Origin of the sequence: Pantoea sp. AN62 (genome assembly GCF_050432985.1) — a bacterium.
Taxonomy (GTDB): domain Bacteria; phylum Pseudomonadota; class Gammaproteobacteria; order Enterobacterales; family Enterobacteriaceae; genus Pantoea; species Pantoea brenneri.
Genome location: NZ_JBNPYB010000018.1, coordinates 55,722 through 70,253 on the forward strand (window position 1 = coordinate 55,722; position 14,532 = coordinate 70,253).

16 protein-coding genes are annotated in these 14,532 nt (G+C 55.2%); 8 read left to right on the forward strand and 8 right to left on the reverse strand.

What is annotated here, in order from left to right; all coding sequences use genetic code 11:
- Positions 1 to 15: 15 nt before the first annotated feature.
- Positions 16 to 948 carry an ADP-glyceromanno-heptose 6-epimerase gene (gene rfaD, locus FHW04_RS19700; RefSeq protein ID WP_031375590.1) on the reverse strand — a complete coding sequence of 311 codons (933 nt, stop codon included), beginning with the start codon at positions 946 to 948 and terminating at the stop codon, positions 16 to 18.
- A gap of 230 nt (positions 949 to 1,178) precedes the next feature.
- On the opposite strand from rfaD, the gene FHW04_RS19705 reads away from it, so the two are divergent.
- Complete coding sequence (locus tag FHW04_RS19705) at positions 1,179 to 2,375, forward strand: glycine C-acetyltransferase (protein ID WP_031375591.1); 1,197 nt, start codon at positions 1,179 to 1,181, stop codon at positions 2,373 to 2,375.
- A 10-nt stretch (positions 2,376 to 2,385) separates the two neighbouring features.
- Positions 2,386 to 3,414: an L-threonine 3-dehydrogenase gene (tdh, locus tag FHW04_RS19710; RefSeq protein ID WP_069729266.1), complete on the forward strand. Its 1,029-nt coding sequence runs from the start codon at positions 2,386 to 2,388 to the stop codon at positions 3,412 to 3,414.
- 30 nt (positions 3,415 to 3,444) lie between these two features.
- On the opposite strand, the gene FHW04_RS19715 is transcribed toward tdh, so the two are convergent.
- From FHW04_RS19715 to envC, 4 genes are all read right to left on the reverse strand, one after another.
- A complete protein-coding gene (locus FHW04_RS19715; RefSeq protein ID WP_089562339.1) occupies positions 3,445 to 4,356 on the reverse strand; it encodes a hypothetical protein in 912 nt (303 codons plus the stop codon).
- Positions 4,349 to 5,578, reverse strand: coding sequence for a glycosyltransferase (locus FHW04_RS19720; protein WP_069729268.1), 1,230 nt, complete (start codon positions 5,576 to 5,578; stop codon positions 4,349 to 4,351). Before FHW04_RS19720 ends, FHW04_RS19715 begins: the two co-directional genes overlap by 8 nt.
- A gap of 103 nt (positions 5,579 to 5,681) precedes the next feature.
- Positions 5,682 to 6,593 carry a divergent polysaccharide deacetylase family protein gene (locus FHW04_RS19725; protein WP_031375595.1) on the reverse strand — a complete coding sequence of 304 codons (912 nt, stop codon included), beginning with the start codon at positions 6,591 to 6,593 and terminating at the stop codon, positions 5,682 to 5,684.
- A 3-nt stretch (positions 6,594 to 6,596) separates the two neighbouring features.
- Entirely contained in the window at positions 6,597 to 7,898 is a 1,302-nt protein-coding gene (gene envC / locus FHW04_RS19730) for a murein hydrolase activator EnvC (protein WP_089562338.1), read from the reverse strand.
- Positions 7,899 to 8,151: 253 nt separating this feature from the next.
- Here envC and FHW04_RS19735 point away from each other — a divergent pair, with 253 nt between their 5' ends.
- The 5 genes from FHW04_RS19735 (at position 8,152) to cysE (ending at position 11,273) form a co-directional block, all read left to right on the forward strand.
- The gene (locus FHW04_RS19735; protein ID WP_031375596.1) at positions 8,152 to 8,583 is read left to right on the forward strand and encodes a rhodanese-like domain-containing protein; all 432 of its coding nucleotides are present in this window, start codon (positions 8,152 to 8,154) and stop codon (positions 8,581 to 8,583) included.
- Between the two features lie 20 nt (positions 8,584 to 8,603).
- Positions 8,604 to 8,858, forward strand: coding sequence for a glutaredoxin 3 (grxC, locus tag FHW04_RS19740; protein ID WP_008926942.1), 255 nt, complete (start codon positions 8,604 to 8,606; stop codon positions 8,856 to 8,858).
- Between the two features lie 38 nt (positions 8,859 to 8,896).
- Positions 8,897 to 9,367: a protein-export chaperone SecB gene (gene secB / locus FHW04_RS19745; protein WP_031375597.1), complete on the forward strand. Its 471-nt coding sequence runs from the start codon at positions 8,897 to 8,899 to the stop codon at positions 9,365 to 9,367.
- Positions 9,367 to 10,383, forward strand: a complete 1,017-nt coding sequence (gpsA, locus tag FHW04_RS19750; protein ID WP_179420101.1) for an NAD(P)H-dependent glycerol-3-phosphate dehydrogenase — start codon at positions 9,367 to 9,369, stop codon at positions 10,381 to 10,383. Before secB ends, gpsA begins: the two co-directional genes overlap by 1 nt.
- Positions 10,384 to 10,451: 68 nt before the next feature.
- Positions 10,452 to 11,273: a serine O-acetyltransferase gene (cysE, locus tag FHW04_RS19755; protein WP_046289519.1), complete on the forward strand. Its 822-nt coding sequence runs from the start codon at positions 10,452 to 10,454 to the stop codon at positions 11,271 to 11,273.
- Here the strand turns inward: cysE and trmL are convergent.
- From trmL to cpxR, 3 genes are read right to left on the reverse strand one after another with little or no spacing between them, the layout of a single operon-like run.
- Complete coding sequence (gene trmL, locus FHW04_RS19760; RefSeq protein ID WP_031375599.1) at positions 11,270 to 11,743, reverse strand: tRNA (uridine(34)/cytosine(34)/5-carboxymethylaminomethyluridine(34)-2'-O)-methyltransferase TrmL; 474 nt, start codon at positions 11,741 to 11,743, stop codon at positions 11,270 to 11,272. The two genes, cysE and trmL, sit on opposite strands and share 4 nt — an antisense overlap.
- 35 nt (positions 11,744 to 11,778) lie before the next feature.
- Complete coding sequence (gene cpxA / locus FHW04_RS19765; RefSeq protein ID WP_031375600.1) at positions 11,779 to 13,158, reverse strand: envelope stress sensor histidine kinase CpxA; 1,380 nt, start codon at positions 13,156 to 13,158, stop codon at positions 11,779 to 11,781.
- Positions 13,155 to 13,853, reverse strand: coding sequence for an envelope stress response regulator transcription factor CpxR (cpxR, locus tag FHW04_RS19770; protein ID WP_031375601.1), 699 nt, complete (start codon positions 13,851 to 13,853; stop codon positions 13,155 to 13,157). Before cpxR ends, cpxA begins: the two co-directional genes overlap by 4 nt.
- A gap of 148 nt (positions 13,854 to 14,001) precedes the next feature.
- Here cpxR and cpxP point away from each other — a divergent pair, with 148 nt between their 5' ends.
- Positions 14,002 to 14,511, forward strand: coding sequence for a cell-envelope stress modulator CpxP (gene cpxP / locus FHW04_RS19775; RefSeq protein WP_031375602.1), 510 nt, complete (start codon positions 14,002 to 14,004; stop codon positions 14,509 to 14,511).
- The last annotated feature ends 21 nt before the right edge of the window (positions 14,512 to 14,532 follow it).

Sequence of the window (14,532 nt, forward strand, 5' to 3'; positions counted from 1 at the left end):
CCGGAGCAGCTTCCTTTATGCGTTACGGTTAAGCCAGGCCATATATTCAGCGACGCCCTGCGCCACGGTTTTGAACGGCTTGTCATAGCCTGCGGCACGCAGCCGGGTCAGATCGGCCTGGGTATATGCCTGATAGCGTCCTTTGAGTTTTTCCGGGAACGGAATGTACTCAATCTGGCCTTTCTGATGGAATTTCAGTACCGCATCTGCCACTTCCTGGAAGGATTCTGCGCGGCCGGTACCACAGTTATAAATGCCGGAGACGCCGTTCTCCCAGCACCACAGGTTCACTGCGGCCACATCATCCACGTGGATGAAATCGCGTTTGAAACCGTCGCTGCCTTCAAACAGTTTTGGATTTTCATCGTTGCTGATTTGGGTGTTGAGATGGAAAGCGACGCTCGCCATGCTGCCTTTGTGGCCTTCACGCGGTCCGTAGACGTTAAAGTAGCGGAAACCACACACCGGAGAGTTCGCTTCCGGCAGCATCTGACGGACGTAGTGATCGAACAGCATCTTCGAGTAGCCGTAGACGTTAAGCGGCTGCTCATACTGGCGCTCTTCAATGAAATTTTCGTTGCGGCCGCCATAGGTGGCTGCTGAAGAGGCATAAAGGAACGGGATCTCGCGCTCAAGACAGAAGTGCAGCAGCTCTTTGGAGTACTGATAGTTGTTCTCCATCATGTACTTGCCATCCCACTCGGTGGTGGAGGAGCAGGCACCCTGATGAAACACCGCTTCGATCGGGCCTAAATCATCGCCCGCCATCACGCTCATCAGGAACTCTTCTTTGTCCATGTAATCGACGATATCCAGGTCGACTAAGTTGGCAAACTTGGTGCCATCCTTCAGATTATCCACCACCAGAATGTCGGTGTGACCGCGATCGTTCAGCGCTTTGACGATGTTGCTGCCAATCATTCCTGCGCCGCCAGTTACGATAATCATGTTGTTACCTTCAACGTTGTGGGGTGAAACAGGAGGTTTCACACACGAATACTTCACATCATAACATTTCATCAGGGTGCAGACAGCCAGATGACTCTGTAACGATTTGTGCGGTATCCGCCATGGCGTGAACTATGCTGCAAAAATGACATTCTGTTGGGTGATTTATCGTGGTCAGGCTCGCTGTTCAGTAAGATGTGCCAAATTTTTGCCATCTGAGGAGAGCAATAATGCCCGCGCAATTTTATCAACAACTTCGTCAGCAACTCGATACTGCCCGTCAGGAAGGCCTGTTTAAACAGGAGCGGATTATCACATCTGCCCAGCAGACGGAAATCGCCGTCGGCAGCGATCCGGCGGTGATCAACTTCTGCGCCAACAACTATCTGGGGCTGGCTAACCATCCCGCCCTGATCCAGGCGGCAAAAGAGGGGATGGACTCGCACGGATTTGGCATGGCATCAGTGCGCTTCATCTGCGGCACCCAGGATAGCCATAAGCTGCTGGAAAAACGGCTGGCGGAATTTCTGGGAATGGAAGATGCGATCCTCTACTCCTCCTGTTTCGACGCCAATGGCGGACTGTTTGAAACTCTGTTTGATGCGCAGGACGCCATCATTTCTGACGCCCTGAATCATGCCTCGATCATTGACGGTGTCCGGCTGTGTAAAGCGCAGCGCTATCGTTACGCCAATAACGATATGGAACAGCTGCGGGCGCGTTTACAGGAGGCGCGTGCTAACGGTGCTCGTCACATTGTGATCGCGACCGATGGCGTGTTCTCTATGGATGGCGTGATTGCTAACCTGCCGGCGATCTGCGATCTGGCCGATGAATTCTCCGCGCTGGTAATGGTGGATGATTCGCATGCGGTGGGTTTTGTGGGCAATGCCGGACGCGGGACCCATGAGTATTGTGAGGTGATGGGCCGTGTCGACATCATCACCGGCACGCTGGGAAAAGCACTGGGCGGCGCATCAGGCGGTTACACCGCGGCGAAAGCGGAAGTGGTCGAGTGGCTGCGTCAGCGTTCGCGTCCTTATCTGTTTTCCAACTCACTGGCACCTGCAATCGTTGCCGCCTCTCTGCGGGTGCTTGATCTGCTGAGCGAAGGCGACGGCCTGCGTCAGCGGCTGTGGGATAACGCCCGCTTCTTCCGTGAGCAGATGACCGCGGCAGGCTTTACCCTGGCCGGTGCCGATCACGCCATTATCCCGGTGATGCTGGGCGAAGCCAGCGTGGCGCAGGAGTTTGCCCGCCTGCTGCAGCAGGAAGGCATCTACGTCACCGGCTTCTTCTATCCGGTGGTGCCCAAAGGTCAGGCGCGCATTCGCACCCAGATTTCTGCTGCCCATACTCAGCAGCAACTGGAACGCGCGGTCGCGGCCTTTACCCGAATCGGCAAACAACTGGGCGTTATCGCCTGAGGAAATGACCATGAAAGCACTCGCCAAACTGAAAAAAGAAGCGGGCATCTGGATGGTGACTGATGCGCCTGTTCCTGAGCCGGGCCATAACGACCTGCTGATAAAAATCCGTAAAACGGCCATCTGCGGGACCGACGTACACATCTACAACTGGGATGACTGGTCGCGCAAAACGATCCCGGTGCCGATGATTGTTGGCCATGAATATGTGGGTGAAGTGGTGGCGGTCGGCCAGGAGGTCAAAGGTTTTTCTATTGGCGATCGGGTGTCAGGCGAAGGCCACATCACCTGCGGCCACTGCCGCAACTGCCGTGCCGGACGCACCCATCTGTGCCGCAATACCATCGGGGTGGGCGTTAACCGTCAGGGCTGTTTTGCCGAATATCTGGTGATCCCGGCATTCAATGCATTCAAAATTCCTGACAACATTTCCGATGAGCTGGCGGCGATTTTTGACCCGTTCGGGAATGCGGTACATACCGCGCTGTCGTTTGATCTGGTCGGTGAGGACGTGCTGATCTCCGGAGCCGGTCCTATCGGCATTATGGCGGCGGCGGTCTGTCGTCACGTTGGCGCGCGCAATGTGGTGATCACCGACATTAATGAATACCGACTGGCGCTGGCGCAGAAAATGGGCGTTACCCGGGCGGTTAATGTGGCAAAAGAAGATCTGCGTGAGGTGATGCATTCGCTGGGGATGACCGAGGGATTTGATGTCGGGCTGGAAATGTCGGGCGCGCCGCCGGCTTTCCGCACGCTGCTTGAGGTGATGAATCACGGTGGGCGGATAGCGCTGCTGGGTATCCCACCGGGTGAGATGGCGATCGACTGGAACCTGGTGATTTTTAAGGGTCTGTTTATTAAGGGGATCTACGGTCGCGAGATGTTTGAAACCTGGTATAAAATGGCGGCGCTGATCCAGTCGGGGCTCGACTTAACGCCGATTATTACCCATCGCTATGCGATTGATGATTTTCAGCAGGGCTTTGATGAGATGCGTTCCGGACGCTCCGGCAAAGTGATCCTCAACTGGGATTAAACATAAAGCGGCCGTTGCGCGGCCGCGTTATTACGCCTGCTTTTTCTCTTCATCGGTCAGGTAGCGCACCTTGCGGGTGTAATCCTGACCTTTGAACATCAGCGGCTGGCGGGGATCGCTAAGGTATTTTTGCCATTCCGACAGTGGGAAGCCGCCGTGTGCGCCCACCACCTCTGCCGGGATGACGGCTGACTGACCGCCCATTTTCTTCGAAACCGGCCAGTTAGCCCATTCACCCAGATTAACGGTCCTGAGATCCAGCATATCCAGCAATACCGCCAGCGGCAGCTGATCGGTCGGCGGCTGGCTGTCATTCATTAAATGCCAGGTATCATTAAACAGCGTCAGCCACAGCGGTGAAATACGCTGCCAGACCGTCCGCGTCGCCGCCAGATAAGCGCCATTGACGTGGTCAACCAGGTAAGGGCGGATGCTGGGCGGGTAATAGGCGGGAATCGCCTCTTTTGGTGCACCTTCCAGTTTGGCAATCATTTTGCCCTGACGGAAGCTGGAGTAGAGATGGCCTGGCTTCATTCTGATGTCAGGCATCTTAAGCAGATTGAGGTCAGAATCGATCATCAGAATGCCGTCGCCTTTGGCCTGCAGGGGGGCCTGCAGTTTGATCAACCGGCTGCGATAGATCTGCTTATAGCGATAGTTTTCCTCGCGATGCGGAACGTCCAGCGTCGCAACCCGGGTTTTAGCCGGCAGTTCACCAAAGGCCGCCGCGGGTTGATCGCTGACGATAACAATCTCTTCTATCTGCGTCGCAAAGCGCGCGGCAAACGTGGCGCTGAGCAAGGCTTCTTCAATGTAATCCGCGCCGGTGCAAGGGATCACCACCGAGGTCACCGTCACCTCACCCTGTACGCCCGCCTGATCGTAGGGCAGGTTATGGCGCGCCCGGATATGGCGATAGCGAGGATTTAAAAAATTAAGCATGGGGTTTTTCTCTGACGACGCTCTGAAGAATATTTTCGACGCCGCTGACGTAGGTTTCAATAGCGTATTGTTCGCGCACGCGCTTGCCTGCCGCATTGATCAGTCGCTGACGTAAATCCGCATCCTGCCATAACGCAGTAAGATGCTGGGTCAGTTGCACCACATTGCCGTAATCAAACAGCAACCCGGTTTCATCATGACTGATCAATTCGGCAGTACCGACCACGCGCGAACCGACGACGGCGGTGTTCACCAGCATCGCTTCCAGCACCACCCGTGGCAGACCTTCACTGCGCGACGCGAGAATAAACGCATCGAAGGCGGTGAGATAATCCAGCGCGTTATTCTGGAAGCCGGTAAACACCACGTGGTTCTGAATATTTTCCGCCGTCGCCAGCTGCAGCAGGTGCTGTAATTCAGGCCCGGCACCCACAATAACCATTTTCCAGTCGGCATCCGGATTGGCACGTTTGAAGCGGCCCAGCGCCTGCAACGTATGATGATTGGATTTACGCAGGATCAGCGAGCCGATGGAGCCAAACACAAAGGTGCCAGGAGCCAGTTTAAAGCGCTGACGCACCTCAAGGCGGTCAGGCAGCGGCTGGTGAATATCGATGGCGTTACTGACGGTAAAACAGCGATCTGCATTCACGCCGTGCTTACGTAACGTGGCGTTCACGCCCTCGGAGACCGCAATCACCGCCTGGCAATCCTGATTGACCATTTTTACCAGCCGCGGCTCCAGCAACGGATCAATACGACAGTGCTGGACCACAGCCACATTCAGGCCTCGCGCCGCCAGATACCCTTCAATATTGGTGCTGGGCTGGTTATTCATGTACAGGGTGTCGTACTTGCCGAGCTGTAACAACGAGTTAATTTTGCTGGCGTTGGGGATGATACGCCAGCGCTCATCAATCAGATCGATGGCGCGCTTCTTGAGTTTTTTATTGAAAAACAGCAGCGCGCGCGCCACTTCTTTGACGATTTTGGCCCAGCGCGGTTGTTTGATTTGTGGAATAAAGAATACCGGAATATCCAGTGCAAGCAGCGCGGACTCGATGGTTTCGCCGTTGCCGCGACCGTAGTTGTGGTAGAAGCAGCAGGTGATATCAAATTTTTGACGATCAATACGCTTCAGCAGCTCCAGCATGCTGTTGGTGCCGCCTCCCCATTCTCTGCCGTTATCCAGCAGCAGAATTTTTTGTTTATTAATCGTCATCCGTCTCAATATTCCACACAGCACCTCATGGCCCGACCCGGGATTATAGTAATTTCTGCGTAGAATTGAACGCTAAGCTGCATACTTAGCATTCATAGCAAATTCAGAACAGACTTTTTACCTGCTTAAACAGCGGACTCTGGCTCACGCTTTCGCCTACCACTTCCAGTGCTCGGGTCGCCGGAACCGGTGTCAGCGGCCGTTTCGGCTTACACAGCCCTGGCGGCTGGAAGCGCGGAGAAGCGGGCTTGGTTGGCGCTACCGATGTGGCTGGCGGGCGAGTGCCATTATGCAGCGGCTCGTTCAGCAACTGGCTGGGACGGACTAAGGTAATCTCAGCCGGCAGCGTGGGTAACATCTGCTGCAGCACCCGGACCGTGTTGGGATGCGGATGACCAATTGCGATGGCGTAGCCATCACGCTGCGCCAGCTTTACCGCGCGGCTAAACTGCTGGCGAATGGCGTTAATATCCTGGCTGTCATCCAGAAAAACTCTGCGCTTCAGCACTTTGACCTGGGTACCCTGCGCCGCCGGCACTGCCTGGCTGTTGGCGATGGTCATGCTATCCAGGAAGTAGAGGTTGTAGTGGTTCAGCGCCTGCATCACTTTTTGCATGCCGGGCAGGCTGGAGGTCATTCTGCTGCCCATATGGTTATTGAGACCCACCGCATAAGGCACGTTGCTGACGGCATTACGCATGATGCGTGCTACCTCTTCACTGCTCATCTCCGGCGTTAAGGTATCTTTCTCCAGCGGCTGCTTGCTGAGCGGTGCCATCGGCAGATGGATCAATACCTCGTGGCCACTCTGATGCGCTTTGGTGGCCATTTCACGCGCGTGCGGCGCATTGGGCAGCACGGCAACCGAGATCGCCTGCGGCATCTGCAGAACCTTGTTCTCTTCGGTCGGACGATAACCGACATCATCAATCACAATCGCGAGTTTGCCGGCGTGGGCAGCGTAGCTGAGCAGCAAACTGCTCAGCAGTACGGAGATTTTTCGAAGTTGTAGCAAAACTTATTTTCCTAACCACGGGAGTGGGTTGACGGCCTGTCCCTGACGTCGAATTTCAAAATAGAGCGACGGTGTGCCACGGCCGCCGCTGGTACCGACCAGCGCAATAGGCTGACCGGCTTTCACCTGTGCACCGACGGTCACCAGAGCGCTTTGGTTGTAGCCATACAGGCTCATATCGCCTTTACCATGCTCCAGTACCACCACCAGACCATAGCCCTGTAACCAGTCGGCCATCAGTACGCGACCGTCGGCGATGGCTTTCACCTCGGTGCCTTCGCGCGCATCAATCACCAGCCCTTTCCAGCGCAGCTCACCCTGTAGCTGTTCGCCAAAGCGATGCTCAATACGTCCGCGTACCGGCCACAAGGCCTGACCGCCCGCGCGACCCAGGCCGCCGGTTCGGGCGACCAGCTCGCGTTCACTCTGGGTCGGCTGATAGCTTGATCCTTTGGCTTTCGCCTGCGCCTGACGCTGACGCACTTTTTCCGCTTCACGCGCTTCGCGGGCAGCACGTTCCCGTGCTTCACGCTCTGCCCGGGCGATTTTGTCCTGCAGGCGGGTTTCGTTCTGGCGCATCTCCACCAGATCGGCCTGATCTTTTTCCAGCGCGCTTTCCAGTACCGACAAGGTTTTCTTACGTGCTGCGCTCGCCTGCTGCAGTTTCTGCTGCTGGCTTTGCTGCTGGGCTAACAGGCCTTTCTGCTGCTGTTGCTTCTGCTCCAGCGAGGCCCGCTGCTGGTTCAAATCCTGTCGTGTCTGCTGCAGCGCCTCAATGCTCTTCTGGCGCGCGGCATTCAGGTAACCGAAATAGGCCAGAATGCGCTCGCTGCGCTGACTTTCTTCGCCACCCAGCAGCAGTTGCAGGCCATTATGCTGGCCCTGGCGAAACGCGGCGTCGAGCTGCTGTGAAAGCAGCTTTTCCTGTTGCGTCTGCTGCTTTTCAAGCCGGACGATCGAGCTGGCGAGCTGGCTGATGTCATTGTTCAATGCTGTCAGGCTATTCCGGGTTTCGCGCAGCTGACGGCTGGCCTGAGCGATGATTTTTTCCTGACTCTGCAACTGATCCAGCAGTTTGCTGCGCTGTAGTTTTTGCGCTTTAACGCTTTTCTCTTTTTCGGCGATGTTTTGCTGAATAGATTGCAGTTGAGATTTGCTGTCTTCCGCACTGCGCGCGGCGGTTGGCAATAACAGTACGCCCGCACAAAGCAGGCTAAGGGAGAGGGTGGACAGATGTGTGGACAACGGCAGGTTATCGCCGTTGCGACGGGTCCTTGTGTGCGAAACGGTTGTTTTTCCCTTCATAGGCCAATGATTATTCCACGATGAACCGCCGCTTACCAGTAAACCGCACCGGCATTTGCTTTTCCAGTTATGTCCGGTTTTTACAGGACATCGCCTAAGCGTTACGCCATTTTTGTGCTTTAGCCAGATTTTTTTGGAAAATGCTACTCAAATTGCCACTCTGGCCGCTTAGCATCTGTACATGAGAAGTGGCGCAGGTATACTCAGAACCCTTGTTTTAGCTTATTAGCCCGGTCTGGAGTCGTTACCCCTCATGCAAGAAATTATGCAGTTTGCAAGCAATCACCCCATCCTCAGTCTGGCATGGGTTGTTTTACTCATTCTGGTGATTGTGACTACCGTTAAAGGAATGTTCTCTAAGGTAAAAACCATCAGCCGCGGTGAAGCAACCCGCCTGATTAACAAAGAGGACGCGGTAGTTGTAGACGTGCGTTCGCGCGACGATTTTCGCAGAGGGCATATCTCAGGCGCGCTGAATGTGGCAGCCGCAGAGATTAAAAAAGGCAACTTAGGCGAACTGGAAAAACATAAAGCACAGCCGATCATCGTGGTGTGTGCGACCGGACAAAGCGCGGCCGATCCTGCTGCCCATCTGAGTGCTGCTGGCTTTACTCAGGTATCGGTGCTGAAAGACGGCATCAGCGGCTGGAGCGGTGAAAATCTGCCGTTAATTCGCGGTAAATAATCTTACTGAGGTGCTAAATCATGGCAAATGTTGAGATGTATACCAAAGCGACCTGCCCTTACTGCCATCGGGCGAAGGCGCTGTTAACGCAAAAAGGCGTATCGTTCCAGGAGATTCCCATTGATGGGGACATGGCGAAACGTGAAGAGATGATTAAGCGCAGCGGTCGTACTACCGTGCCTCAGATTTTCATTGATGCGCAGCACATTGGCGGCTGCGACGACTTATTTGCACTCGATAATCGCGAAGGTTTAGATCCTTTACTGCAGGCGTAATTTTACGCCGGACATTCTCACTTATAGGACCTGGTCACATGTCAGAACACAACACTAACGAAATGCAATTCCAGATTCAGCGCGTATACACCAAAGATATCTCATTTGAAGCGCCTAACGCGCCGCAGGTTTTCCAGAAAGAGTGGGAGCCGGACGTAAAACTGGATCTGGATACTGCATCTTCCCAACTGGCTGACGAAGTTTATGAAGTCGTGCTGCGTGTGACTGTAACCGCAACCGTGGGTGAAGAGACCGCTTTCCTGTGTGAAGTTCAGCAGGCTGGTATTTTCACTATCAGCGGTATCGAAGGCACGCAGATGGCCCATTGCCTGGGTGCTTACTGCCCGAACATCCTGTTCCCGTATGCCCGCGAATGCATTACCAGCCTGGTTTCACGTGGTACTTTCCCGCAGCTGAACCTGGCGCCGGTTAACTTTGATGCGCTGTTCATGAACTACCTGCAGCAGCAGCAAGGTGAAGAAGGCGCCGAACCACATCAGGATGCCTGATGACTACTCACGCTTCGATTAGCGTCATCGGTGCCGGCTCGTACGGCACCGCTTTGGCGATTACCCTGGCCCGTAACGGCCATCCGGTGCTGCTGTGGGGACATAACCCGGCGCACCTGGCGCAACTTCAGTCTGACCGCTGTAATACCGCCTTCCTGCCCGATGTGCCGTTCCCTGATAATCTCTCCCTTGAGCCGGACCTGGCGAAAGCCATTGCGGCCAGCCGCGATCTGTTGATTGTGGTGCCGAGTCACGTCTTTGGTGATGTGCTGCAGCAGATCAAGCCGGAATTGCGTGCCGATTCGCGTATTGTCTGGGCGACCAAAGGGCTGGAAAAAGAGACCGGACGTCTGCTGCAGGATGTGGCGCGTGCGATCGTTGGCGAGGCGATTCCGCTGGCAGTGATCTCTGGCCCGACCTTTGCGAAAGAGCTGGCGGCAGGTTTACCGACCGCGATTGCACTGGCGGCGACCGATGCGCAGTTTGCTGACGATCTGCAGCAGAAGCTGCACTGTGGTAAAAGTTTTCGCGTTTACAACAACCCTGACTTTATCGGCGTACAGCTGGGCGGGGCGGTGAAAAACGTGATTGCTATCGGTGCCGGTATTTCGGATGGCATCGGTTTTGGTGCCAATGCACGTACCGCATTAATTACGCGCGGGCTGGCGGAAATGAGCCGTCTTGGCGCGGCGCTGGGTGCCGATCCCACTACCTTTATGGGCATGGCGGGATTGGGCGATCTGGTACTGACCTGTACCGATAATCAGTCGCGCAACCGTCGTTTTGGCATGATGCTGGGACAAGGTGAGGATGTAGATAGCGCGCAACGCATTATCGGACAAGTTGTAGAAGGCTACCGAAACACCAAAGAAGTCAGAGCGTTAGCTGCGCGTGTCGGCGTCGAAATGCCGATCACCGAGCAGATTTATCAGGTGTTGTATTGCGAAAAACCCGCGCGGGATGCAGCATTAAGCCTGCTGGGGCGGACAAGGAAGGACGAAAACAGCAATAGCTAAAGCAGGAAGCGTAGCGTCATCACCTGTAGCGCCCATTCAGGCGCTTTTTTTATCGGGAGAAAACAGCAATGTCGTCTGATGAGTTAGAACTGGTCTGGAATAATATCAAAGCAGAAGCGCGAGCCCTGGCTGATTGTGAGCCGATGCTGGCCAGCTTTTACCACGCGACATTGCTTAAGCATGAGAATCTCGGTAGTGCCTTGAGTTATATGCTGGCTAATAAGCTGGCCAATCCGATTATGCCCGCGATCGCCATCCGTGAAATTGTCGAAGAAGCGTATCGCGAAGACCCCACGATGATTCTGTCAGCCGCCTATGATATTCAGGCGGTCCGTCAGCGCGATCCGGCGGTGGACAAATATTCCACGCCGCTGCTCTATCTTAAGGGCTTCCACGCCTTACAGGCCTACCGTATCGGCCACTGGTTGTGGAACGAGGGACGCCGTGCGCTGGCGGTTTATCTGCAGAATGAAATTTCCGTCTCATTTGCGGTTGATATCCATCCTGCCGCTAACATTGGTCACGGCATCATGCTCGACCATGCGACCGGCATTGTGATTGGTGAAACGGCAGTGGTTGAGAATGATGTCTCGATCCTGCAGTCAGTTACGCTCGGCGGGACCGGCAAAACCAGCGGCGATCGTCATCCAAAAATCCGTGAAGGGGTGATGATTGGTGCCGGGGCGAAAATCCTTGGCAACATTGAGGTCGGACGCGGAGCAAAAATCGGCGCGGGTTCCGTGGTCCTGCAGCCTGTGCCACCGCACACCACCGCCGCAGGCGTGCCTGCGCGCATCGTGGGTAAACCCGGCAGTGATAAGCCGTCAATGGATATGGATCAGCACTTCAACGGCAGCCTGGCGGGCTTTCAGTTTGGCGACGGCATCTAGCCTTTAATCAGTGCGCCAGCGTAATCGAGCTGGCGCCACGCTTCATACACCACCACCGAGACCGCATTCGACAGATTCATACTGCGGCTTTCGGCCTGCATCGGTATACGAATCTTCTGCTGTGCCGGTAAGGCCTGCAAAATCTCAGCCGGCAATCCGCGGCTCTCCGGACCAAACAGTAAATAATCCCCGGCCTGATACTGCACTGCGCTGTGCGCTGGCGTGCCTTTGGTGGTCAGGGCAAACAGCCGCGCGGGCGATTCTGCCGCCAGAAATGCCGCATAGTCTGCGTGGAATTTGATGGCGGTAAATTCGTGATAATCCAGACCGGCACGACGTAAGCGTTTGTCATCCCAGGCAAAGCCGAGTGGCTCAATCAGGTGGAGCTGAAAGCCGGTATTGGCGCACAGGCGAATGATATTGCCGGTATTAGGCGGGATTTCTGGTTCAAACAACACAATGTTAAGCATAAGGCCCCCGATAACGAGGGCCGAAGCATAGCAAATTATTGTCGACCGGAGGAGTAGAGCGGTAACCAGATCGTCAGGCGCAGGCCGCCAAGCGGGCTGTCATCGGCCTTAACCCAGCCGCGATGTTGCTGCACGGCGGTTTCGACGATGGCCAGACCGAGGCCGGTGCCGCCCGATTCGCGATCGCGCGCTTCATCAGTACGGTAAAACGGTCGGAAAATCTGTTCGCGATCTTCCGGGCTGACGCCAGGACCATCATCATCGACATGTACCGTGATACCGGCGATATCGACCGAGAAGCTGACGCTGATGTGGCTGTTTGAATAACGCAGCGCGTTACGCACGATATTCTCCAGCGCACTCTCCAGCGCGTGCGGATTGCCGTAAAGCGGCCATGGACCCGGCGGATAAGGTATGTCCATCTTCTTGCCCATCTGCTCGGCTTCGAAGCGGGCATCTTCCAGCACCCCGTTCCACAGCTGATTCGCCTTCATCGCCTCACTGACCAGCGCATTTTTATGCTGGGTGCGCGACAGCACCAGTAGGTCGTTAATCATGCCATCCAGACGCTGCGCTTCCATCTCAATGCGCTCCAGCTCTTTGCCCTCGCCCTGACGACGACGCAGCAGCGCCGTTGCCAGCTGCAGTCGGGTAAGCGGCGTACGGAGCTCATGGCTGATGTCTGACAGCAGACGTTGCTGACCGGTCATCATCCGTTCCAGCGCACTGACCATCTGATTAAAGCTGGAGCCGGCAGCCAGGAACTCCTGCGGGCCCGATTCCAGTTCCGGATGCTGACGCAGGTTACCGCTGGCGACTTCATCGGCAGCATATTTCAGCTTACGGGCCGGACGTGCCAGGCTCCAGGCCAGCCACAACAACAGCGGCGAACTGATCAGCATTGTCACGATCAGCAGCAATAAGGGGCGATCAAACAGGAGATTGATGAAATCGAGCTGAGAACTGTTGGCTGGACGAATCATGTAGAGCTGATAGTTATCTTCACCGTCCCGAACCGCAAACGGCCCCACCAGTTCAACCCGACCATACTTCTTTTTCTGCGGATGATCCGCATTATCGGACTGGCCGATAAAATTGCGGATAACCTGCATTTCATTATGCTGCGCGCCGATTACCCGGCCTTCGCTGGTCACTAACAGCAGCCGCTGACCCGGCGGCGCCCATTTTTCTACTGCACGGAATAACCGGCGCCACCACATCAGATCGTTAGGCGGATCCTGTGACAACTCGGCTTCAACGTGCTGCTCAATCATGATGCCCTGCCGCTGTTCACTTTCAAGCAGCGAGGTCATCTGGCGGGAATCGAGTTTGGGCACCATTAGCACCAGCATCAATACCAACGCCAGGGTTAACCAGAAGATGGCAAAGATGCGGGTGGTCAGACTGCCAATCATGATGCCGAAACCATCAGGTAGCCCCGGCCGCGTAAGGTTTTAAACCATGGATGACCATCACGACGCTCAGGAAGCTTACGGCGCAGGTTGGAGATGTGCATATCAATCGCCCGGTCAAACGGCGTCAGGCGTTTACCCAGCACTTCCTGACTCAGATGTTCACGCGACACCACCTGACCCAGATGCTGTGCCAGCAGATAGAGCAGGGTGAATTCGGTGCCGGTCAGATCCAGCGTCACATCATCAAAGCTGGCCTCCTGGCGACCCGGATTAAGCCGCAGGCAGTCGACTTCCAGCGTCGGTGAGCTGTTGTCCTGCTGCTGTTGCTGTTCACTCCAGTTAGAGCGGCGCAGAATAGCGCGGATACGGGCCACCAGCTCACGATCGTTAAACGGTTTAGGCAGATAGTCATCCGCGCCCAGTTCGAGGCCCAGTACGCGATCCAGCTCGCTACCGCGCGCGGTCAGCATGATGACCGGAGTCTGATGTTGCTGTCGCAGTTCTTTCAGGGTGTCGATACCGTTCTTCTTCGGCATCATCACATCCAGTAACAGCAGATCAACGGAGTTATCAAGCAGGTTCAGCGCTTGTTCACCGTCGCTGGCTACCACCACCTCAAACCCTTCCATTTCTAACAGTTCTTTTAAAAGCGAAGTTAATTCGCGGTCATCATCTACCAACAGGATTTTATTCATTTTTGTAGCCCTCCGCAGGCAAAATACCGTGTTCCTGGCGCACCTATCCATCGCTTTACGTAGTTTTACACCCCCTGACGGATGTTTGCAGCTATCGCCGTACACTGGCTCTCGTTGAATCGCAAAACGGAACGAACTGGAGTAAACGATGCGCACATTAACCGCCGTCGTCCTTGCCTCAGCGATGGCTCTCAGTCTCGCCAGCGCAGGTGCAAAAGATACGACGACGATTGACGAGATGCATCATGGCGGATTGCCGACAGGCAGTATGACGCAAAATCCGCAAAGCCACATGTTCGAGGGCATCGAGTTGACCGAACAGCAGCGTCAGCAGATGCGTGACCTGATGCAACAGGCCCGACACGAACGCCCGGCGGTCCGTCTTGATGATATCGCCGCTCTGCATGAGTTAGTGACTGCAGACAAATTTAACGAAACGGCCATCCGCGAGAAGGCGGAAACCATCGCCAGAGTTCAGGTTGAACAACAGGTCGAGATGGCGCGTGTACAGAATCAAATGTTTCATCTGCTAACGCCGGCCCAGCAGGCCACGTTGCAGAAGAACTACCAGCAGCGACTGAATGAGCTGCGTCATTTATCGAATTTGCAGTCAGCATCATCACTGCAAGCAGTGAGTAGTACCAGCAGTAACCAGTAACATAGTATCCCTGTTTTCCTT

Excerpts from the sequence above, each read along its gene's own strand:
- rfaD (WP_031375590.1), bottom strand. The coding sequence starts at position 948 with ATGATTATCGTAACTGGCGGCGCAGGAATGATTGGCAGCAACATCGTC.
- FHW04_RS19705 (WP_031375591.1), top strand. The coding sequence starts at position 1,179 with ATGCCCGCGCAATTTTATCAACAACTTCGTCAGCAACTCGATACTGCC.
- tdh (WP_069729266.1), top strand. The coding sequence starts at position 2,386 with ATGAAAGCACTCGCCAAACTGAAAAAAGAAGCGGGCATCTGGATGGTG.
- FHW04_RS19715 (WP_089562339.1), bottom strand. The coding sequence starts at position 4,356 with ATGCTTAATTTTTTAAATCCTCGCTATCGCCATATCCGGGCGCGCCAT.
- FHW04_RS19720 (WP_069729268.1), bottom strand. The coding sequence starts at position 5,578 with ATGACGATTAATAAACAAAAAATTCTGCTGCTGGATAACGGCAGAGAA.
- envC (WP_089562338.1), bottom strand. The coding sequence starts at position 7,898 with ATGAAGGGAAAAACAACCGTTTCGCACACAAGGACCCGTCGCAACGGC.
- FHW04_RS19735 (WP_031375596.1), top strand. The coding sequence starts at position 8,152 with ATGCAAGAAATTATGCAGTTTGCAAGCAATCACCCCATCCTCAGTCTG.
- grxC (WP_008926942.1), top strand. The coding sequence starts at position 8,604 with ATGGCAAATGTTGAGATGTATACCAAAGCGACCTGCCCTTACTGCCAT.
- secB (WP_031375597.1), top strand. The coding sequence starts at position 8,897 with ATGTCAGAACACAACACTAACGAAATGCAATTCCAGATTCAGCGCGTA.
- gpsA (WP_179420101.1), top strand. The coding sequence starts at position 9,367 with ATGACTACTCACGCTTCGATTAGCGTCATCGGTGCCGGCTCGTACGGC.
- cysE (WP_046289519.1), top strand. The coding sequence starts at position 10,452 with ATGTCGTCTGATGAGTTAGAACTGGTCTGGAATAATATCAAAGCAGAA.
- trmL (WP_031375599.1), bottom strand. The coding sequence starts at position 11,743 with ATGCTTAACATTGTGTTGTTTGAACCAGAAATCCCGCCTAATACCGGC.
- cpxA (WP_031375600.1), bottom strand. The coding sequence starts at position 13,158 with ATGATTGGCAGTCTGACCACCCGCATCTTTGCCATCTTCTGGTTAACC.
- cpxR (WP_031375601.1), bottom strand. The coding sequence starts at position 13,853 with ATGAATAAAATCCTGTTGGTAGATGATGACCGCGAATTAACTTCGCTT.
- cpxP (WP_031375602.1), top strand. The coding sequence starts at position 14,002 with ATGCGCACATTAACCGCCGTCGTCCTTGCCTCAGCGATGGCTCTCAGT.